Annotated in this window: 16 protein-coding genes and 1 riboswitch; of the genes, 10 read left to right on the forward strand and 6 right to left on the reverse strand. The window is 64.2% G+C overall.

All coding sequences use genetic code 11. From position 1 onward, the window contains the following. Positions 1–16 precede the first annotated feature (16 nt). Complete coding sequence (locus tag J2Y68_RS06465) at positions 17–367, reverse strand: hypothetical protein (RefSeq protein ID WP_309991202.1); 351 nt, start codon at positions 365–367, stop codon at positions 17–19. Between the two features lie 190 nt (positions 368–557). Here J2Y68_RS06465 and J2Y68_RS06470 point away from each other — a divergent pair, with 190 nt between their 5' ends. Both J2Y68_RS06470 and hutI read left to right on the forward strand, forming a co-directional pair. After that, positions 558–1,655 carry an NAD(P)/FAD-dependent oxidoreductase gene (locus J2Y68_RS06470; protein ID WP_309991204.1) on the forward strand — a complete coding sequence of 366 codons (1,098 nt, stop codon included), beginning with the start codon at positions 558–560 and terminating at the stop codon, positions 1,653–1,655. Positions 1,656–1,666: 11 nt separating this feature from the next. After that, a complete protein-coding gene (gene hutI / locus J2Y68_RS06475; RefSeq protein ID WP_397334654.1) occupies positions 1,667–2,905 on the forward strand; it encodes an imidazolonepropionase in 1,239 nt (412 codons plus the stop codon). Here the strand turns inward: hutI and J2Y68_RS06480 are convergent, their stop codons facing one another. Continuing rightward, positions 2,906–7,288 carry an endo-alpha-N-acetylgalactosaminidase family protein gene (locus tag J2Y68_RS06480; RefSeq protein ID WP_309991207.1) on the reverse strand — a complete coding sequence of 1,461 codons (4,383 nt, stop codon included), beginning with the start codon at positions 7,286–7,288 and terminating at the stop codon, positions 2,906–2,908. Between the two features lie 275 nt (positions 7,289–7,563). Here J2Y68_RS06480 and J2Y68_RS06485 point away from each other — a divergent pair, with 275 nt between their 5' ends. Genes J2Y68_RS06485 through J2Y68_RS06505 form a run of 5 tightly spaced genes read left to right on the forward strand, consistent with a single transcriptional unit; the run spans position 7,564 to position 12,043 of the window. Further along, positions 7,564–8,481 carry an SIS domain-containing protein gene (locus tag J2Y68_RS06485; protein ID WP_309991209.1) on the forward strand — a complete coding sequence of 306 codons (918 nt, stop codon included), beginning with the start codon at positions 7,564–7,566 and terminating at the stop codon, positions 8,479–8,481. Between the two features lie 9 nt (positions 8,482–8,490). Further along, the gene (locus tag J2Y68_RS06490) at positions 8,491–9,426 is read left to right on the forward strand and encodes an ROK family protein (RefSeq protein ID WP_309991212.1); all 936 of its coding nucleotides are present in this window, start codon (positions 8,491–8,493) and stop codon (positions 9,424–9,426) included. Continuing rightward, positions 9,423–10,391, forward strand: coding sequence for a 1-phosphofructokinase family hexose kinase (locus J2Y68_RS06495; RefSeq protein ID WP_309991213.1), 969 nt, complete (start codon positions 9,423–9,425; stop codon positions 10,389–10,391). The genes J2Y68_RS06490 and J2Y68_RS06495 overlap by 4 nt, the downstream gene beginning before the upstream one ends. After that, positions 10,373–11,227 carry a class II fructose-bisphosphate aldolase gene (locus J2Y68_RS06500; protein WP_309991215.1) on the forward strand — a complete coding sequence of 285 codons (855 nt, stop codon included), beginning with the start codon at positions 10,373–10,375 and terminating at the stop codon, positions 11,225–11,227. The genes J2Y68_RS06495 and J2Y68_RS06500 overlap by 19 nt, the downstream gene beginning before the upstream one ends. A 24-nt stretch (positions 11,228–11,251) precedes the next feature. Then, a complete protein-coding gene (locus J2Y68_RS06505; RefSeq protein WP_211711631.1) occupies positions 11,252–12,043 on the forward strand; it encodes a DeoR/GlpR family DNA-binding transcription regulator in 792 nt (263 codons plus the stop codon). 9 nt (positions 12,044–12,052) lie between these two features. On the opposite strand, the gene J2Y68_RS06510 is transcribed toward J2Y68_RS06505, so the two are convergent. Then, positions 12,053–12,745, reverse strand: a complete 693-nt coding sequence (locus J2Y68_RS06510) for a histidine phosphatase family protein (RefSeq protein ID WP_309991218.1) — start codon at positions 12,743–12,745, stop codon at positions 12,053–12,055. Positions 12,746–12,795: 50 nt separating this feature from the next. Between J2Y68_RS06510 and J2Y68_RS06515 the strand changes: the two genes are divergently transcribed. Beyond that, on the forward strand, positions 12,796–13,569 hold the full coding sequence (locus tag J2Y68_RS06515; RefSeq protein WP_309991222.1) for a CPBP family intramembrane glutamic endopeptidase: 774 nt from the start codon (positions 12,796–12,798) through the stop codon (positions 13,567–13,569). A gap of 80 nt (positions 13,570–13,649) precedes the next feature. Here J2Y68_RS06515 and J2Y68_RS06520 read toward each other — a convergent pair whose 3' ends face one another. After that, positions 13,650–14,288, reverse strand: coding sequence for a VOC family protein (locus J2Y68_RS06520; RefSeq protein ID WP_211711634.1), 639 nt, complete (start codon positions 14,286–14,288; stop codon positions 13,650–13,652). Positions 14,289–14,492: 204 nt separating this feature from the next. Between J2Y68_RS06520 and J2Y68_RS06525 the strand changes: the two genes are divergently transcribed. Both J2Y68_RS06525 and metX read left to right on the forward strand, forming a co-directional pair. After that, on the forward strand, positions 14,493–15,833 hold the full coding sequence (locus J2Y68_RS06525; RefSeq protein ID WP_309991225.1) for a bifunctional o-acetylhomoserine/o-acetylserine sulfhydrylase: 1,341 nt from the start codon (positions 14,493–14,495) through the stop codon (positions 15,831–15,833). Positions 15,834–16,005: 172 nt separating this feature from the next. Beyond that, a riboswitch (SAM riboswitch) is annotated at positions 16,006–16,122 on the forward strand. A gap of 14 nt (positions 16,123–16,136) precedes the next feature. Continuing rightward, positions 16,137–17,258 (forward strand): homoserine O-acetyltransferase MetX, encoded by a 1,122-nt coding sequence (gene metX / locus J2Y68_RS06530; RefSeq protein WP_309991227.1) that lies wholly within the window; start codon positions 16,137–16,139, stop codon positions 17,256–17,258. A gap of 21 nt (positions 17,259–17,279) precedes the next feature. Here the strand turns inward: metX and J2Y68_RS06535 are convergent, their stop codons facing one another. Both J2Y68_RS06535 and J2Y68_RS06540 read right to left on the reverse strand, forming a co-directional pair. Further along, on the reverse strand, positions 17,280–17,714 hold the full coding sequence (locus J2Y68_RS06535) for a hypothetical protein (RefSeq protein ID WP_309991230.1): 435 nt from the start codon (positions 17,712–17,714) through the stop codon (positions 17,280–17,282). A gap of 66 nt (positions 17,715–17,780) precedes the next feature. Next, positions 17,781–18,935 (reverse strand): winged helix DNA-binding domain-containing protein, encoded by a 1,155-nt coding sequence (locus J2Y68_RS06540; RefSeq protein ID WP_309991232.1) that lies wholly within the window; start codon positions 18,933–18,935, stop codon positions 17,781–17,783. Between the last annotated feature and the right edge of the window lie 23 nt (positions 18,936–18,958).

Genomic DNA, 18,958 nt, shown 5'->3' on the forward strand with positions numbered 1-18,958 from the left:
TGAGAGAGCATCGGCCCTACAGGTGCTGAAGGTATCTTTCCGGGGCGTCCAAGAATGAGCGCCAGTTAGTGATCAGATCCAGGTCGTCCCATTTCCTGGGACGGAGGCCCCACTGCCCGGCTTCAAGTATTTGGGCGCCCGGAAGCGCGGCAAGCAGGGGGGAGTGTGTAGACATGATGACCTGGGACTTGCCGTGGAAGGGCAAATCGCCGTGCATGCTGGGGTTCTTCGACTTTCCGGAACCGTTTTCACCCACCAGTATTGTTGCGGGAGCCAGATCCAGACTTTGTTCCAGAAGCTGCTTTACCGGAGGCAGACCGGCTGGCCACCGGCGGCGGTCCAAGGCGTTGGCGGGATCTTCTGTCACTCGCCGGATGGGATGGTTGCGGTGCTTGCCGTCATTGTTGCAGCACTGGCCGACGTTGAAGCCGCAAGGACCCGGCGCGCATCGGGAAGCGGATGTGAGAGAGCGTTGGGGTTTTGGGGTGGGATGTGAGAGAGCGTTGGGGTTTTGGGGGTGGGATGTGAGAGAGGATCCGGTCTGACAGGATATAGCCATGGCTTCGAATTATGACGTGGTAATCGTTGGCGGCGGCATCGGGGGACTTTCCTTGGCGGCGGCCCTCGCAGGCAAATGCACTGTGGCGCTGGTTGAGGCAGAGCAGTCCTTGGCTTTCCACACGTCCTCGCGTTCTGCCAGGCAACTCATCCCCAGCTATGGTCCCGCCGTGGTGCAGGACCTCACCGTCCGGACACTGGAGATGCTGGCTGAGCGGGACGCGCAGGCAGCCGAACCGATCCTCACGCCGCGAGGCTTCATGTTGGTGGGTGACGAGGAGACCGTGCGGGCTGAAGCCAGCGGAAACATGCGCCCGATTTCGCACGAACAGGCCATGCAGCTCTGCCCGGCCCTCATTCCGGATTCCTTCACTGCGGCAGGGCTGGACGACGGCTCGTTCGGCTGCAACGCCCCTTTGTTGCTTGAGGAACACCGTCGCACCGCGGAGGCGGCGGGTGTGGACATCATCACCGGAGCAAAGGTGCACTCGGCCCAACGATTGGGGAGCGGCTGGCAGGTGGGGGCAGGCACCGAAGGGTTCCAGTCCGGCGTCGTGGTTAACGCGGCCGGTGCGTGGGCGGACGAGCTGGCCGTCATCAGCGGTGTGGAGAAGCTGGGCCTTCAGCCGTACCGTCGGACCGCTGCAATCGTGAACGTCGAGAATCCGCTGACGCCAGAAACGCCCATGGTGTGCGCCGCGGACGACACGTTCTACTTTCGCGCCGAAGGCAATCAGGTGCTGATTTCGCCGTCGGAAACGGTGCCGAGCGGCGCCGAAGATGCCAAGCCCTACCCGGGCGACGTTGAGGCGCTGATCAGCAAGCTTAACGCTGTGACGTCACTGGGAATCCGTTCCGTGGACCGCGCCTGGACAGGGCTGAGGACCGAAGCCGCGGATGGGATTCCGGTAGTGGGATTCGACGCCGAAGCGCCGGGCTTCTTCTGGCTGGCCGGACAGGGTGGCTACGGCTTCCAGACATCGTCAGCCATGGCCGAGCTGGCAGCGGCCCTGATCCTCGGCGAAATCGAAGCCGACAGTCCGGAATCCCGGACAGCGGAGCAGCTCGCAGCAGTACGCTGGTCCATCCGGCGCTGAACAATAGGGTCATGAGCGGAATCAGGAACGGGAACAGCGGCAGCACACTCATCACCAACATCGGCGAGCTGATGACCCAGGACCTGGAGCACCGGGTCCTCAAGGACGCGGCCATCGTCTTCGAGGGTGAGCGCATCGCATGGATGGGGTCCAGCGCAGACGCCCCATCTGCCGATGAACAAATAGACGCCGAGGGCCGGGCCGTCTTGCCCGGTTGGGTGGATTCGCACTCGCACCTGGTCTTCGCGGGTGATCGCACTGCCGAGTTTGAGGCCCGCATGGCCGGCGAAAGCTACAGCGCCGGCGGAATTGCCGTTACCACCGGAGCCACCCGAGCAGCCAGCGACGACGAGCTGACCCGCCTCGTGCGGGACCGCGTGGCCGAGGCAGTCTCCCAAGGCACCACCTACCTTGAAAGCAAGACCGGTTACGGGCTGGACGTGGAAAACGAGGCCCGGAGCGCCCGCATCGCCGCAGCGGAAGTGGATGAAGTCACCTATCTCGGCGCGCACTTGGTCCCGAAAGGCTCCGACCCAGAGGAGTACACGGACCTGGTCTGCGGCCCAATGCTCGACGCCGTCCTGCCGTATGTCCGGTGGGCCGATGTTTTCTGTGAGCGGGGTGCCTTCACCGAGGACCAGTCCCGCCGTGTCCTGACTGCCGCCCGAGATGCCGGCCTGGGGCTCCGAGTTCACGGAAACCAGCTCGGCGAGGGTCCCGGCGTTGCCTTGGCCGTCGAGTTCGCGGCTGCGAGCGTCGACCACGTCAACTATCTTTCCGACAAGGACGTGAGGGCGCTCGCGGAAACGTGGGCCGGCTGGGATGCGGCGACGGGGCGCGGGACGAAGGGCACCGTGGCAACCTGCCTGCCCGCCTGCGACCTGTCCACCCGCCAACCTTTGGCACCCGGCCGCGAGCTGATCGACGCCGGTGTGCAGATCGCCCTGGCGGCCAACTGCAATCCCGGCACCTCCTACACCAGCTCCATGGCGTTCTGCGTCACCACGGCCGTGCTCCAGATGCACCTGAGCGTCCACGAAGCCGTCCGTGCTGCGACGTACGGCGGTGCCCTGGCGCTGGGCAGGGAGTCAGGGAACGACGCCGACGGCGAACGGGCGGTGGGTTCGCTCGCCGTCGGTCATCGCGCTGACCTGCACATGCTCAAGGCGCCGTCGGCCACGCACTTGGCGTATCGTCCCGGCATCCCGCTGACACACTCGGTGTGGAGGGCGGGCGTACGCGCCGCCTGACTATGCGCAGCTGAACTTCGCGTCGGCCCAGTCGCCCCAGTCATCGCCGGCGTCGTCGCCGTTCTTGTCGGCGATGAGCTCGACGTTCCGGACACCGGTGATGTCCACGTTGAGGGGAAGTGCGGCCGAGTCGGCGCTAAGCACCGGTGTTCGGAGCAGTTCGCGGCCATCACCCTTGACGATGAACACCACCGATCCGTGCAGGCCCTTGTTCAGCTTGGCGTCGTCCACTCCCACCAGGGCTTTGAACACTGTGCATTTGGCCTCCGTGGCGATGCTGATCTTCGAGTCGGCGTGGACGCCAATGCCCTTGGGATAGACGACGCCGTCAAGCCGCAGTGCGGGCCCGTCACCGGCGTTCTGCTCACCGTTGGCACGGTCACGTTCCGCGGGTCCCCAACCGTTGCTGCTGCCGATCCAAGGGAGGTCGGAGGCGAACACGGTGCCCGTCAGGACCGGGGCTGGCGGTTCTTGCGCCGTGGCGGAGCAGGTGAACTTGGCGTCCGCCCAGTCCGCATGGTCGTTGCCATTGGAATCGCCGGCATCGTCGGCCACCAGTTCCACGTACTGGGCGCCGGTGACGTCCACGGTGAGCGGCAGCGGAGCACTTGTGGCTCCCAGCACCGGGGTAGTGACCTTGGTGGCGCCGTCAGCCACCACGGAGAACTTCACGCTGCCCCGCGTCGCTTGCGCATCATCGATGCCTACGGTCGCCGTGAAGGCAGTGCAGTATCCGCCAAGGTAGTACCGGACATTACCGTTGGCGTGGGCCCCCAGCCCCTTGGCGTAAACGGTGCCGTTCAGCGTAAGGGGTGTTCCGTCGCCCGTGCCGGTCCCACCGTTGGACTGGTCCTTCTCCACGGGTCCCCAACCGTTGGTGGCGCTGACCCAGGGATGGTCACTGGCGTACACCGTGGCCTGGGGAGGTTTGGGCAAGGTCCGGACCGTGGTGGTGGTGGCGATGGTGCGGCCACCTGCGGGCTCGGTCGTGGTGGTGTAGCTGGCCGTTGCCTTGATGGGGTAATCCCCGTCAGCGGATGCAGGTGCGGTGATCTTCCACGTGGTGGTCAACGTGCCGCCTGCGGCCAGGGTCGGAGCTGTTGCAGGGGTGGAAGGGGTTGCCGTCCAGCCTTCAGGCATATCGAGCGCGACGGCGAGATTGCTGATGGCGGCGGGCTCATCGGAAACGAACGTGGTGACAAAATCCTGCGCCTTGCCCTGCTGGACCACATCGCCCTGGAGCGTTGCCGAGAGCTGCGCGCAGGCCGGGACGGCTTCGGAAGCGCCGAGGTCTTCCACCAGGAGGTTATCCAATGTGAAGTCCGAACCATTCGAGCTGCCCGTTCGCTGCAAGCCGACGAAGTAGTCCCCGCAGAAACCGGTGTCCAGGGTTTGCTCGAACCTGGTGGTGGACGTGGCGGCGTCGATCGCCTGGCTGCCCGTCACTGCCGGTCCGGCCTGTGAGTCGTAGCCCGAAACCCAGGCGTACTGCCCGGCCTTGGAGTTTTGGTAATCGAACGACACCTTGTACTTGTGGCCGGCCTGGAACGGCATGGTTGCCTCTGTGGTGCGGTACACCATGCCCGGTCCGCCGTTCGGGCCAAGGTTTTCGTCATGGGCGATCAGTGACCAGTTACCGCCCAGCACTTCGTCGATCACGTTCGTGTTCCAGCCCTTTTGGGTGAAGGGTTCGTTGCGCTCTGTGATGTGCGTGCGCGGGTCTGTGGAGCCGCCGGCGTCGCCCTTCACGAACGGTCCCCAGCCTTGGTCTACGTTTTCGAAGTCTTCGCTGAGCACACCTGTGGTGGCAACCCGGGTGGTTTTCACCGCCCGGAAGTCGTCGACGCGCACTGTGGCATCGCCGTCGGCCGCTTTGAGGCTGACGGTGGCTTTGGTGTTGTTCCGTGGCACGTCCACCAGCACCCGTACGCGCTGGAACGACGTCCCGTGCTTTTCGTCTCCGGCCACGTAGTTTTCGGCGTTCGAGGAGTCGATGGTGGTGCTTTCGGTTTTGCCGTTGATGTCCACCGAGAGGGTGGTGGGCCGGGTTTTGCCGGGTTGGACTTCAACCCATGCGCTGACGGATTGGGTTCCGGCGTCGAGCTTTACTTCCTGGCTGATCGACGACGGCGTTGCCCCCATTTGGGCGTATCGTCGGCCTTTGTCGTCGCGCACCTGGGTGACGCTGCCCATGGGGTTCCAGGAGGAGAGGTCGGCGCCGTTGAAGCCGGGATCGTTGAAGGCCGTGCCTTCGCCGAAGTCCGCCTTCTTGGGAAGCGCGTTGTTCTTGGCTGTGAGGACGTAGGGCTGCTTGGCTTCGGAGGTGATGGTGACCTGGCCGTTGACCACTGGCACGTCGGCCACTTTGACGCGGCCGTTGTCTGTCAGTTTGAACAGTTCAAGCGTGCCGGACTTGGCGAACTCCTTGGTCAGGGTCCATGTGCTGGCACCGCCTGCCGGGTTGTAGTGGTAGAGCTTGTCAGCCTTGCCGTCTTCCTTGGAGGACCACGGAAGCAGGTACGTTCCGCCCTGGAGGACCGATGCCCCGCCGACGGTGATGTTGCGCTCGGCGGCGGTGTTTCCGGTCACGGCCACGCCGTCGGCAAGGTCGATCCGGTCGGCCGTCCACTTGGTGATCGGGTGGTGCTGCAGGAATTTGGCCGGCAGATTGGCCGTCCACACGTTCTCGCTGAACGCATTGAAGTCGTTCTGCCCGGTCCACCCTTCGAACTCCACAATGTGGCTGACCCCAAGCTTGGGGTCCGGGTTCCAGACGTCTGATTGGGTGTTGTTGATGAAGCGCAGGATTTGGGAGTTGATTCCCTTGTTGGTGGAACCGCCGTACTTTTCATCGTTGGCCCAGTGGGACCAGGTGTTGTTCCTGGACAGGTGGTCTGCCCATTCGGACCCCACCCGGAAGCCGTTCTTGACGAGCTCCTGCTGGAGGCGTTCGGCGAGCCATCCGAACTCGTAGTACACGTCCACGTATACGAAGTCCAGGTTCTTATCGGTGGCTTCGCGCAGTTCCTTGATGCGTTGGGCGAGCTTGCCGGAGTTGATGTCCTGGCGCTGGTTGATGTAGTAGGACTGGTCCAGCCAGTTCCAGCCGAGGCCCTTGTCCGCCCTCAGGAGGTCTTCGCTGAAGGACTTGGCTTCGGGGTAGATCTCAGTGGCATTGATGTGGACACCGAAGCTGGCGTTCCAGTCCTTGCCCTCCTTCACCAGCTTGTTGAGGTCCTCAAGGCCTCCGGCGCGGGTGTTGAAGTTGTTGCCGTAATCAGTGTTGGCGGAGTCGTGCCCCTCGCTGGTGTAGCCCTTGAGCATGGCCACCTGCCCCAGCCCGTCCGTTGCCAGGGAGATGCGTTTGACGTCGTCAAGGGTGCGGAGGAACGGGTGGGTTGCCTGGGAGGCGAAGTTGAAGGGGATGTGGGTGATCACGTTGTCCGGCGTCTGGTCGCCTTTGTTGGGACTGACTTGGATGGATCTCATGGCGATGGCCACGTCCTGCCAGTCCACGCCACCGTCCGCGTTGGCGTCGGCTGTGATCGCCACCCGGGTCCACGGGAGTTCCTCGGTACTGTCGGAGCCTTCGGCCCGGTAGAGCCATTGGCCACTCGCCAAGCCCATGGAAACTCCGCCGGCGCCGTCGCTTACAGCTTGGCGCCAGAAGCGTCCGCGATCTTTGGCGCCCGGCCCGGAGGATGTGTCGTAGAGGGCGTTGGATTCAACGGCGGCGCCCAGGGACGCAGTGTTGGCCAGTGCGTAGGCCGAACTCTTGGCAACAGCATCCAGGGGAGTCGAGGCGGTGATCGGGGTGAACTCGTCGCCCGTGGCGCTCCGGTCCACGGAGAGGTTGGCCGTGGACACCTGGGCGCCCGGCTGCGTGGAGCTGACGGTCACCAGGCTCAGTCGGGGGAGTTGCAGGGTTTTCACCTGGTACTCCGCCGTGTCCTTAATCTCCGTGACGTTGAACGAGACCACGTTCTTCGTCACGGACAACCGGGCGTTGATCACGGTGTTGCCGAATTCGGGCACGGTGAGGACGTAGTCCCTTGCATCTTTGCCCGAGGCGGCGGACGTACCGGTGACCGTGTATTCCGTGCCGTTGATCGTGATGGTGGTGAGCCGGGCGGTGGTCCCGTCCAGGCGGGCACGGGCAGTGGTGTCGGTGTAGCCAAGGACCTGGGGGAAGGTGGTGGCAACGTCCACCCGGAGCTGCCCGGAGGAAATAGTGGTGGTGTCGGTGGGGCTGATGGTCTCTGCGGGTTGGGTGGCGGCGGTTGCTGCCGCGGGTGGGAGGGCCAGCAGGCCCAGCGACGATGAGGCGACGACACACGCCAAGCTCAGCGAGGCGAACCGTCTGGGGGATGACAAGCGGGGCATGATGCTCCTTCTTGATTATTCCGAGCTAGTAACAGTCATGTTCTTGCGGACCAGAACAAGACTGCTTCATCGGACAGAAGTTGACAACAGTTAACAGGTAGTTAACTAAAAAGAACATCAGGGAACAGCTTTCCGCCCACGCAGCGCGCATCGCAACCATGCGCGCATAATGCGCAGTCTTCTTCAGTAGATGATCCTTGTGAGATCGAAAATGATCGTTTAGTGTTTCTATAGATCAGAAAACGTCATTTACTTGAGCGGGAACGGGAACAACGATGAGCGAGAACACACTGGGCGCCTTCATGGAGGAAGAGCTGGTTTCCCAGCCGGACGTTTGGCAGCGCGCTGTTGAGCAGGCGGGGTCGGAGCAGTTGCTCCCCGCCGATGGCAAGCGCATCGCCGTCATCGGCTGTGGAACGTCCTGGTTCATGGCCCAGAGCTACGCGGCCGCCCGCGAGTCCGCCGGTAAGGGCGTCACCGATGCATTCGCCGCCTCCGAGGCTTTCCTGAACCACAACAGCGCAGATCGCCAGTACGACGCCGTTGTGGCCATTACGCGCTCCGGCACCACCACCGAGGTACTTGAGATCCTGGCCGAGTTGAAGGGAATCGTCCCCACCGTTGCGATCATTGGTGACACCACGTCTCCGATCATCGAGCTGGCGGACGCTGTGATTGGCCTGCAATACGCCGATGAGCGTTCCGTCGTCCAGACCCGGTTCGCCACCACGGCCTTGGTCTACCTGCTCAGCAGCCTCGGAATCAACGTGCAGCAGGCCATCGAGGACGCTCGGGACGCAGTGAGCGCCCCGGTCTCCCAGGAACTGCTGGACGCGGAGCAGTTCACCTTCCTTGGCACTGGCTGGACGGTGGGCCTTGCCCACGAAGCCGGCTTGAAAATGCGCGAGGCAGTCCAGGGGTGGACCGAGTCCTACCCCGCCATGGAATACCGCCACGGCCCCATTTCCATTGCTGCGCCCGGCCGCGTCACCTGGTTGTTCGGTGCCCAGCCTGAAGGCCTCGACAACGACATGGCAGTAACCGGCGCCCTTTACGTCCACACAGGTAAGCACCCCCTGGCTGAGCTGGCCCGAGTACACAAAGTAACCCTTGAGCGCGCACGCGTCCGCGGACTCAATCCGGATCTGCCCCGCAACCTGACACGCTCCGTCATTCTCGACGCCTCAGCCTAGGCACCCGTCATGGTTCTCGGAGCCGCAGAATCACCCGTCCTGTCCTTTGACGTTGGCGGAACCGACATCAAAGCGGGTTTGGTGGATGCCCGTGGAAATGTCCTGGGCATGCGCCGCGTCCCTACGCCGTTGGACTCGTCCCGGCCGGGGGAGGCAGTGCTGGACCGGCTCGCGGAGCTTGCTGCCGAGTTGGCTTCCGAGTTCCCGGGATCGCCCGCACGGGCCGCCGGGATCATCGTTCCGGGCATCGTAGACTCCGTGGCCGGGGTTGGTGTCTACTCCGCCAACCTTGGCTGGCGTGACTTCCCCTTCACTGCCGAAGCCGAGAAGCGGCTGGGCATCCCCGTCGCTTTCGATCACGATGTCCGATCCGCCGCTGCCGTGGAACATAGCCTGGGTGGGTCCAGGGAGTTCAACGACGTTGTGGTGATGGTGGTGGGCACCGGCATCGCTGCCGCCGTCTTCTCGGGGGGAAAGCCCGTGACAGCGGGCGGCTTCGCAGGAGAGCTGGGCCACGCCCAGGTCCCGGACCCCGACGCCTCCCCAGGCGGCGCGGGCTCCACAATCCTCGAAGCCGTCGGCTCTGCCGGGGCCATCGCCAAGCGCTACCACCGCGCCTCGGGAAACAGGGTGAACGGGGCACGCGGTGTACTGCTCCGGGCGAACGCGGGCGACGCGCTGGCGGCCCGTATCTGGGCCGACGCCGTGGACGCCCTCGCCTTCACCATCTGTCAATGCGTCAACATCATTGGTACCGAAGCCGTCGTGATCGGCGGTGGGCTCGCGGAAGCCGGTGAGGAGCTCCTGGAGCCCCTCCGCGCCCGTGTTGACCACATCCTCGATTTCCAGCGACGTCCACAACTGATCCGTGCCCAATTGGGACAGGACGCAGGCCTGTTGGGTGCGGCCTTGAACGCCCGGGCGCTCTTGGGAGGCAAGCAGTGAATCGCGCCGCCGTAAACCGCATTATTACCGTCACCCCCAACCCGGCCATCGACATGACCTACACCGTCCAGGGGATCACCGAGGGTGCCAGCCACCGCGTCCCAACCCCCTTGAGCAGGGCAGGAGGCAAGGGCATCAACGTCGCCCGCGTCACCCACCAGCTCGGATATCCGGTTCTCGCGATTGCCCCGACCGGGGGTGCGGCGGGGCAGACCCTCGCCGCTGAACTATGGACCAGCGGGGTACCGCACGCCCTGGTGGGAGTTGCCGCGGAGACGCGGCGAAGCATCGCACTGGTGGACGCCGTCGCCGGAGAAACGTCCATCTTCAATGAGGAGGGGCAGGCGCTGCTGCCCGACGATTGGCGCTCGCTCCGGATCGCCGTGGTGGAAGCCGTGAGCGGCAACCGAAACCTGCCGGCCTCCGTCCTGGTCGGCTCGGGCAGCTTGCCGCCGGGCGCACCTGCGGATTTCTACCCGGAGCTGGTGCGGTTGGCTCACGACGCCGGCATACCGGCCATCATCGACACTTCCGGTCCCGGGATCATCGCCGCCGCCAAGGCAGGTGCCGACATCCTCAAACCGAACCACCACGAACTTGCCGAGGCCACCGGCGAGTCCAGCCTTGAGGCAGCTGCACTGTCACTGATTGCCATGGGGGCCCGCACGGTGCTGGTCAGTGCCGGCGCTGACGGCATGCTCGCCTTCGACCACGCCGCCCCGGGCGGCTACTGGAGCGCCCGCTTGCCGGAGGCGCTCAGCGGCAACCCCACAGGGGCGGGCGACGCCGGTGTGGCAGCTGCCGCCGTCGCACTCGCCGAAGGCGTCACCGAACCACGCGAAATCCTCCGGCGGGCCACCGCCTGGTCCGCCGCGGCGGTGCTCATGCCCGCAGCGGGCGAAATTTCGCCGCGCCACCAGGAACTTCAAGACCAACTGATCGTGACATGGAAGGAGACCCGGTGACCCTGGTCAACACACGGGAGCTGATGGACACAGCCGCAGCCAACGGCACGGGCCAAGGCGCGTTCAACATCATCCATTTAGAGACAGCCGAGGGCCTGGTTGCCGGTGCGGAAGCCGCAGGCGTCCCGCTCATCCTGCAGATTTCCGAAAACTGCGCGAAGTATCACGGTGGGCTGGAGCCCATCGCCTCGGCCGCCCTCGCGATCGCCCGTTCCGCCGCTGTTCCCGTCGCCCTCCACCTGGACCACGCCGAGTCCGAGGACCTCGCGCTCGCCGCCGTCGATCTTGGCTTCGGTTCGGTGATGTACGACGGCGCGCACCTGCCTTACGAGTGGAACGTCGAAGTCACCCAGCGGGTGGCCAAATACGCCCACGGACAGGGCGTCTACGTTGAGGCCGAGCTCGGCAAGGTGGGAGGCAAGGACGGAGCCCACGCCCCGGGCGTCCGAACCGACCCCGCAGAAGCCCAGGCATTTGTCGAAGCTACGGGCGTGGATGCCCTCGCGGTGGCTGTCGGCTCATCCCACGCCATGACCGAACGCAGTGCCGCCCTGGACCTGCACCTGATTTCCCGATTGAAGTCCGCGGTGGGCAAACCACTGGTCCTCCACGGCTCCTCTGGCGTCACAGACGAGATGCTCGTAGCTGCTATCGCCGCAGGTATGACTAAAATCAACGTATCCACACATTTGAACGGGTTCTTTACCCGCGCCGTCCGTGAGTACCTCGATGCCAACCCTGCAGTGGTGGATTCCCGGAAGTACATCAAGGCCGGCCGGGATGCCCTGGTGCTGGAGTCCGCACGTATGCTGACGCTGTTCGCCAAAGCGAAATAGCAAGGAACCCGCGAAAGGCTCGTCATGACCCGCACCGATCGGCTGACCGCCATCCTTGACCTCCTGGCCGAGTCCGGCCATGTGGAAGTCGAGGACATCGTGACGCGTTTGGGCGTGTCGCCTGCAACGGCGCGCCGGGATCTCGACAGCCTCGCCAAGCAAAGGTTGCTTAGCCGGACCAGGGGCGGCGCCACCACAGGGTCCGTTGCCTACGACCTCCCCGGGCGCTACAACCGGGACGACCACGCAGAGGCCAAGCAGGAAATCGCGGTGGCCGCGTCGTCGTTGATCCGACCCGGTGCAGTGATCGGGCTCAGCGGCGGTACCACCAACACGGCCCTGGCCCAGCTTCTTTCCACCCGAGAGGACCTCAACGCGCCGTCCAACAGGCCTACGTTGACCGTGGTGACCAATGCCATCAACATCGCCTCGCAACTGGCAGTCCGGCCGAACATCAAGATCATGGTCACGGGAGGCATCCTGAATCCCCGGTCCTACGAACTCGTGGGCCCCTACACGGATGTCATCATGCAGAAAGTCGCCTTGGACATAGCCTTCATCGGCGTCAACGGCGTGGACCCGGACCTCGGCCCCACCATCACCGACGAAGGCGAAGCCATGGTCAACACAGTGATGGCACGCCGGGCCACGGAATCTTATGTCGTGGCAGACTCCTCCAAAGTGGGCCGGCGCTCCTTCGCCGCCATGTCCGGTTACGACTTCCGGCACCTCATCACCGACTCGGGCATCAGCGCCGAGGACAAGGCCGCATTCGAGGCCAAGGGCACCGAAGTCATCGTCGCGCCTGCCAGCTAGGGTTTGCTCCTAGAACCGCATCCTTGGCGCGTGGAGCACCGAATCGTCCACGTCCCTGGGCACCCATTGGGTGAACGGCAGGTCCAAACGGTACTGGTCGCCGTCGTCCTTAATCAGCGTGCGTAACTCTGCGTTCTCCGGGTTGTTCAGCGACTCGAAGTACTCCACCGTCCAGTGGAACCAGCGCATGCAAAACAGGCGCATCGTCAGGCCGTGCGTCACCAGCAGCGTGTTCGGTACATAGGTGGGCTTTTGCCAATGGCGGTAGAGCGTCTCCATGAACGAGGACACGCGGTCGTACACGTCCGAGCCTGACTCGCCCTCGCGGAAGCGATAGAAGAAATGGCCATAGAGGTTGCGCAGTTCCTTTTGGTCCTCGATGTCCCCAGCTATCTGGAAGTTGGCCCAGTCCTGTTCGCGCAGCCGAGGCTCCTCGACCACGCGCTCCACCAAGGACCCAAGGTTCATTGCCTCGAGTGTCTGGTAGGCGCGCAGATAGGGCGATATGTAAACGCAGACCTGCTCTCCGTCGAGCTTCCTGCGGAGGTCGTCACCAGCGATCCGTGCCTGCTCCACGCCTTGGTCCGTCAGGGGGATCCGGTAGTCCGGCACGCGGTTGTAAATCGACGTGTCGGCATTGGCGGCGGATTGGCCGTGCCGGATCATGAAAATTCGCTCAGGGGCACCCATCCCATCAAGCATGGGGCGGTGGTTCCCGGCAAAGTGGCAGGAACTGCAGGCAAGATAGGTACATGTTCCTTGCTTCCCGACGCCGGCTGCGCGCCGAACTGCTAATTGTGCTTGGTCTGTCCCTGGGCCAGTCGGCCGTCTATTCGGTGGTGCAACTGCTGGACAAGATGACGCGGGCGCCGTTGGCGGATGCGACCTCGACGCTGAACAGGTCCCAAAGCACCCGCGAATACTTCGACCTCACGTACCAGTTGCTGGACATCGTGTTCGCCCTGGTGCCTGTGGCGCTGGTGTTCTACTTCCTGTCCACGCATGTCCAGGCGAACCGGGACGGCGACAACGGATCGGCGTTCGCCCGGCTGGGGTTTGATTTCGCCCGCCCTGGCAAGGACCTGCTCCACGGCCTGGGACTGGCAGCTGCCATAGGCATCCCATCGTTGGGCCTTTACGCGGCCGGCAGGGCCCTGGGCATCACGACGGCGATCGTGCCCAGTGGCCTGGACGCGTATTGGTGGACGGTCCCCGTGCTGATCCTGTCCGCGGTCCGGCACGGAATCGTGGAGGAAGTGATTGTGGTGGGCTACCTGATGGACCGCTTTGGCAAATTTGGGTGGAGCACCCCAGTGGCCATCGGTGTCAGCGCAGTACTGCGGGGGAGTTACCACCTGTACCAAGGCTTTGGCCCGTTCATTGGCAACGTCGTGATGGGCTTGGTCTTTGCCTGGATCTACACCAAAACCAAGCGAGTGATGCCCTTGGTGATCGCGCACGCGTTGCTGGACATCGTGGCTTTCGTAGGTTTCAGCCTGTTCGGGAAGGCGGTGGGCCTAGGGTAGGGGCCCTAAAAATATCCGGCCGCCATCGGTGGGTGACGTCATTGGCACCCGCTGATGGCGGCCGAAGCTTTGTGGAACGGTCAGATGGTGACGGCTCCTGAGGCTGTTTCGAAGGTAACAGCCATGATGCCCGGAGTACCCCGCGGTGCGATCCACTGCACGGCTACGTCCTCCAGTGGCTTTTCCACCGGTTCGCCCAACCACTCGGTCACGCGTTCCGCCGAGCCAGCAATGGTGAGGCTGGACATCTTCACGTCACTCTCATAGACCTTTGAAGGATGCAGGGTAGGGTCGCCCTCCCACTTGAGGAGGTAGGGCACCTGGGGATCGGCGATCAGGCCAAGAATTCCGATCTGCTGCCACACCAGTTCGCGGCCGTCAGGGAACTTGCGGTTGCCGGGTACGGCCGCGCGGCCGAGGCGCTCTTCGAAGGGGGCGAGGTCGTCGACGGCGACGCACCAGCCCATCCAGCCACCACCGGCAGCCGAGCGTGCACGGACTGCCTGGCCAAAGGGGGCTTTATCGGAAGCCGGGTGGTCCAGGACCTCCACGACCTCCAGGTACTTGTTATCCGCGAGGGGAATGATCATATTCCGGGTGCCGAAGCGCGGGTGCACTCCGCCCCGGACTGCGTCCACTCCCAATGCCGCGGAAATTCGTTCGGTAGTGGCCAGAAGGCCATCTCGTTCACAGGCGTAAGAGACGTGATCCATGCGCATGGCATCATCTTGGCACTTTGTGATCGGTGTCTCAGCTAAGCCATGCCTAACTAACATGGGATGTTACTCGCGGGGGTGCGGCAGCGTCACAAACGTACGCAGTGGGACCGAATCATTCCGCCAGCGTCACAAAGCTGTCCAAGGCCCGCAGGGTGTTCCTAGACTGGCCCCAGTTCACACCACTCCATACATTCCCTTGAATCCATGTGCCACGAACAGGAGAACTCCATGTCCCAAGGATGGTCTTTCGAAACCCGCCAGATCCACGCAGGCCAGGAGCCCGACGCCGCTACGGGAGCGCGCTCGTTGCCGATCTACCAGACCACGTCCTTCGTGTTCCCCAGTGCCGAGAGCGCAGCCAACCGCTTCGCGCTGGCCGAGCTCGCACCGATCTACACCCGAATCGGCAATCCCACGCAGGACGCCGTGGAGCAGCGGGTCGCCAGCCTTGAAGGTGGCTTGGGCGCACTCCTGCTCAGCTCCGGGCAAGCGGCGGAGACCTTCGCCATACTGAACATCGCGGAGGCCGGCGACCACATTGTGGCCAGCCCTAGCTTGTACGGCGGTACCTACAACCTGCTCGCGCACACGCTGAAGAAGTTCGGTATTTCGGTCACCTTCGTGGCGGACCCGGACAACCTTGACCAGTGGCGTGACGCCGTGCAGCCGAACACCAAGCTCTTCTTCGGAGAAGTCGTCTCCAATCCGCGCCAGGACGTGCTGGACATCGAAGGTATCGCAGGGGTTGCGCACCAGGCCGGCGTGCCCCTCATCGTCGACAACACGCTGTCCACGCCCTACCTGATCCGCCCCATCGAATGGGGTGCCGACATCGTGGTGCACTCCGCCACCAAATACCTCGGCGGACACGGCTCGGCAATTGCCGGGGTGATCGTCGACTCGGGCAACTTCGACTTCGGCAAGGACCCTGAACGCTTCCCGGGCTTCAACACCCCCGATCCCAGCTACAACGGCCTGGTCTATGCCCGCGACCTCGGCAAGGACGGGGCGCTCGGCGCAAACCTCTCCTACATCCTCAAGGCCCGTGTCCAGTTGCTCCGCGACCTGGGCTCCGCCGTCGCGCCTTTCAACGCCTTCCTGATCGCCCAGGGCCTGGAAACCCTGAGCCTGCGCGTGGAACGCCACGTCGCCAACGCCACCAAGGTGGCCGAGTGGCTTGAAGCCCACGACGACGTCGAATCGGTCGCCTACGCCGGACTGCCGTCCAGCCCGTGGTACCAGCGCGGCAGGAAGTACGGGCCCAACGGCACCGGTGCCATTGTCGCGTTCAACATCAAGGGTGGCGTTGAGGCCGGCAAGCGCTTTGTGGACGGGCTGGAGCTTCACTCCCACGTGGCCAATATCGGCGACGTCCGTTCACTGGTCATCCACCCCGCCTCCACCACGCACAGCCAGTTGACCGCCGAGCAGCAGGAGGTGGCGGGCGTCAATCCAGGCCTGGTGCGCCTGTCCGTGGGCATCGAGCACGTGGACGACATCATCGCCGACCTTGAGGCGGGCTTCCGGGCAGCCAAGGGCGCCTAGCGAGCTGCCGGATCCCGTCCCCGCCAGCATTTTGGAGCACCGCCCCGCGCCGCAGGATATTCGCAGGGCGGTGCTCCAAAGCGCTCATTCACGAATGATGTGACCCCATACCGTCACAGTGCTGTCATATTCTTCGCCAGACCGGCCCTGTTTTTCCTACACTCTTTCTATAGGTCACGAGTGCCAGCATGTAGCCCCGGCTTGCTGGCCGGCAACCCTCCTCCGCGGTGGGGTGCCCCGGGTGAAGACCTGGCCCGTTCGCGCGCAAGGCGACGGGCAAGCGCGAGGATAGGTGTCAAAGGAATGACCATCACTGCAACAGCCGTACCCACATCCGAAGAATCAGACGGCACGGTCAAGTACGCCCGGATCGGGTCGCTCGAACTTGAGGCCGGCGGTTTCCTGCCGGACGTCGTGCTGGCTTACGAAACGTGGGGGCAGCTCAACGCGGATGCCTCCAACGCGGTGCTCATCGAGCATGCGCTCACGGGCAGCACGCATGTGGCCCGCGGTGCGACCGAAGAGGAGGGGTGGTGGGAACAACTCGTTGGACCGGGCGCCACCATCGATACCACCAGATATTTCGTGGTCTCCATTAACATCGTGGGCGGCTGTTACGGAAGCACGGGCCCGTCCTCCGAAGCGCCTGATGGCAAACCCTGGGGATCGCGTTTCCCCCTGATCACCCTGCGCGACAGCACTGAGGCTGAAGCGCGGCTCGCGGACGCGCTGGGAATTGAGGCGTGGCATGCCGTACTCGGTGGTTCCATGGGAGGTGCAAGGGCCCTGGAATGGGCTGTGACGTTTCCCGGGCGGGTGAAACGGTGCGCCGTGATCTCGGTGGGTGCCTACAGCACGGCTGAGCAGATCGCGTTTGCACAGGCCCAAACACTTGCCATCCGGCAGGACCCGAACTTCAACAATGGCGACTACTACGGTGGCGCAGCCCCTGAAGACGGCCTTGCGTTGGCCCGCCGGATCGCGCACATTACGTACCGCTCGGCCCTGGAGTTGGATTACCGTTTCGGACGGGAGCCGCAGCACCAGGAGACGCCGCTTGCTGCCGCCGTGCTCGCCGAGCGGGGCCGATACCAAGTGGAGAGCTACCTTGACCACCAAGGAAACAAGCTCGTCCGACGCTTCGACGCGAACAGCTACGTCGCCATCACCGAAGCGCTGATGTCCCACGACGTGACCAGGGGCCGCGGCTCACTCGAAGACGCGCTGTCCCGGACCACGGCAGAGTTCTTCATAGCGGCGGTGGACAGCGACAGGCTCTACTTCCCCGCGCAGTCGCGGGAATTGGCGGCCGGGCTTCCGGGGGACGTGCCGGTCCACGTCATCGAAGCGCCTATTGGCCATGACGGCTTCCTGACCGAAATCGGCCAACTGTCCGCACAGCTCCGCCTGGCATTCTTCTCCTAAGCCACAGCGCGAAGCTATTGTTCAGCCGTTCATGATGTCGCCGCGCTGCTTCATGTAGTCCTCCATGGCGATCTGGCCATTGCTGAACTTCGCGTCAAGTTCGGCCAGCTTCCTCGCCCGGTAGCCCTGTGGCTCCGAGCCGCTCGCGGCGGGGGCTGCTGGAGGGGATGAAGGGCTCGACGGCGGAGCCGCCTGCGGTGCCGGATCAGCCGGGCGGATGACGGCTGGGCCAGTGGGGTATCCGGGGTAGTCCTGGCCCGGGTAGTTCGGGGCAGGGTAGTTGCGGGGAGGGTACCCCTGCTGCGGGTATCCGGGGCCGGGAAGATTCTGCGGAGGGTAGCCCGGGCCGGGGAAGTTGTTGTCCTGGAGCCGGCGGGCGCGCGATCGGTTATACATGCGGATTCCCAGGGGAATCAGCCACGAGCAGACGATGATCCAGAAGATCAGATTGTTCAAAGTGCAGGCCTCCTAGGTCTCCTCCCAGCTTAGCCCCGATGAATCACGCCAGTTTGGTCTGCTGAATCACGCCAGTTTGGTCTGGAGGCCCAGGAAACTTCCGTAGCGGTGCACCTCGGCGTCCAGTGCGATGTCTTCATCCGGCGTCGTGGGCCGATCCATCCTGATGTCGAGTTCGCAGACGCCGTTGGTGAATGCGTGCCGCCACCACCCTGCCAGGCGCCCGTCCACCAGGACAACGTGCAGCGGGCTGTTGTCCTCGGGGAAGTACGGTGCCGTTCCGCCGAGAAAGTGCCGGGACTGGGAGTAGCCCATCACGTACTCGTCATAGCACTGGATGAGGTCCACCCGGGGAGGTGCCTCGTCCTGGGCCGGCCCGGACAGCGCTTCGACATCTTCGGATGCGAGGTGGAATTCCATGCCCTCAAAAGAAATCGAGCCAAGCGTCCCAGGGGAAACCTCGTGGGCAACGGTCAGCCCCAGGTTCACGTCCTTCATGGTGAGGCCCGACCAGGCCGCGCAGTCCTTGACTGTGGCAGGTCCACGGCTGGCGAAGTACCGCAGGGCCAGCCGGCCGAGGGCTTGTTCACGGTCCGTGCCCGTCAGCGGCCCACCCGCGGTGCCCGTGACCCGTTCGTCGAACAGGGCATAGGTCTGCTTCAGTGCACCACCCGCGGACCGGACGGGGGTGCCGCTGACCAGTATCCGGCTGATTTCCGCGTGCATGAGTTGGTAAATGAACGCCAAACCCTTGCTGGGCAAACCGGCCGCGCCGAGGATCGCGGCGAGCTCTTCCCGGGTCTTGTGCGCCCCGCCCTCCACGGCACGCGCCAGGACGTGTCCGCTTCGGGCTGCGGCTTCCTGGTCAAGGCCGGTTTGCCGGTACATGCCTTTGTTTCCCTGATGGAGCCTGTCGGCGGACAACCCCATCAGCCAGCCGAGATCGTCCCGGTGAACAAAATGCCATGTGGGGCGGAGGATGTGGGTGCGCAGGATGGCGCCGTCCGCCACGGCCTGTTCCACACTGGCAGCGGTGACGTTTGGCAGGGCCTGGCACCTTTGTGCCAGGGTCCATCGCGCATACGCAAATTCCTGTGACTGGACTGCCAGGAGGCTGCCGAGGGCTTCGGCCGCAGAGGCTGCATAAGGGGCGCGCAGTTGCTGGCGCTTCATGCGCACCTGCCGGACCTTCGCTGTGAAGAGTGCGCCGTCATCCGGCATGGTGGCTCTCCCCGAGGGCGGGC

This window comes from Paenarthrobacter nitroguajacolicus (assembly GCF_031455195.1).
GTDB classification, from domain to species: domain Bacteria; phylum Actinomycetota; class Actinomycetes; order Actinomycetales; family Micrococcaceae; genus Arthrobacter; species Arthrobacter nitroguajacolicus_D.

What these genes read in the sequence shown, in the direction of transcription:
- J2Y68_RS06470 (WP_309991204.1), top strand. Translation starts at nt 558, where the DNA reads ATGGCTTCGAATTATGACGTGGTAATCGTTGGCGGCGGCATCGGGGGA.
- hutI (WP_397334654.1), top strand. Translation starts at nt 1,667, where the DNA reads ATGAGCGGAATCAGGAACGGGAACAGCGGCAGCACACTCATCACCAAC.
- J2Y68_RS06480 (WP_309991207.1), bottom strand. Translation starts at nt 7,288, where the DNA reads ATGCCCCGCTTGTCATCCCCCAGACGGTTCGCCTCGCTGAGCTTGGCG.
- J2Y68_RS06485 (WP_309991209.1), top strand. Translation starts at nt 7,564, where the DNA reads ATGAGCGAGAACACACTGGGCGCCTTCATGGAGGAAGAGCTGGTTTCC.
- J2Y68_RS06490 (WP_309991212.1), top strand. Translation starts at nt 8,491, where the DNA reads ATGGTTCTCGGAGCCGCAGAATCACCCGTCCTGTCCTTTGACGTTGGC.
- J2Y68_RS06500 (WP_309991215.1), top strand. Translation starts at nt 10,373, where the DNA reads ATGGAAGGAGACCCGGTGACCCTGGTCAACACACGGGAGCTGATGGAC.
- J2Y68_RS06505 (WP_211711631.1), top strand. Translation starts at nt 11,252, where the DNA reads ATGACCCGCACCGATCGGCTGACCGCCATCCTTGACCTCCTGGCCGAG.
- J2Y68_RS06510 (WP_309991218.1), bottom strand. Translation starts at nt 12,745, where the DNA reads ATGCTTGATGGGATGGGTGCCCCTGAGCGAATTTTCATGATCCGGCAC.
- J2Y68_RS06515 (WP_309991222.1), top strand. Translation starts at nt 12,796, where the DNA reads ATGTTCCTTGCTTCCCGACGCCGGCTGCGCGCCGAACTGCTAATTGTG.
- J2Y68_RS06520 (WP_211711634.1), bottom strand. Translation starts at nt 14,288, where the DNA reads ATGCGCATGGATCACGTCTCTTACGCCTGTGAACGAGATGGCCTTCTG.
- J2Y68_RS06525 (WP_309991225.1), top strand. Translation starts at nt 14,493, where the DNA reads ATGTGCCACGAACAGGAGAACTCCATGTCCCAAGGATGGTCTTTCGAA.
- metX (WP_309991227.1), top strand. Translation starts at nt 16,137, where the DNA reads ATGACCATCACTGCAACAGCCGTACCCACATCCGAAGAATCAGACGGC.
- J2Y68_RS06540 (WP_309991232.1), bottom strand. Translation starts at nt 18,935, where the DNA reads ATGCCGGATGACGGCGCACTCTTCACAGCGAAGGTCCGGCAGGTGCGC.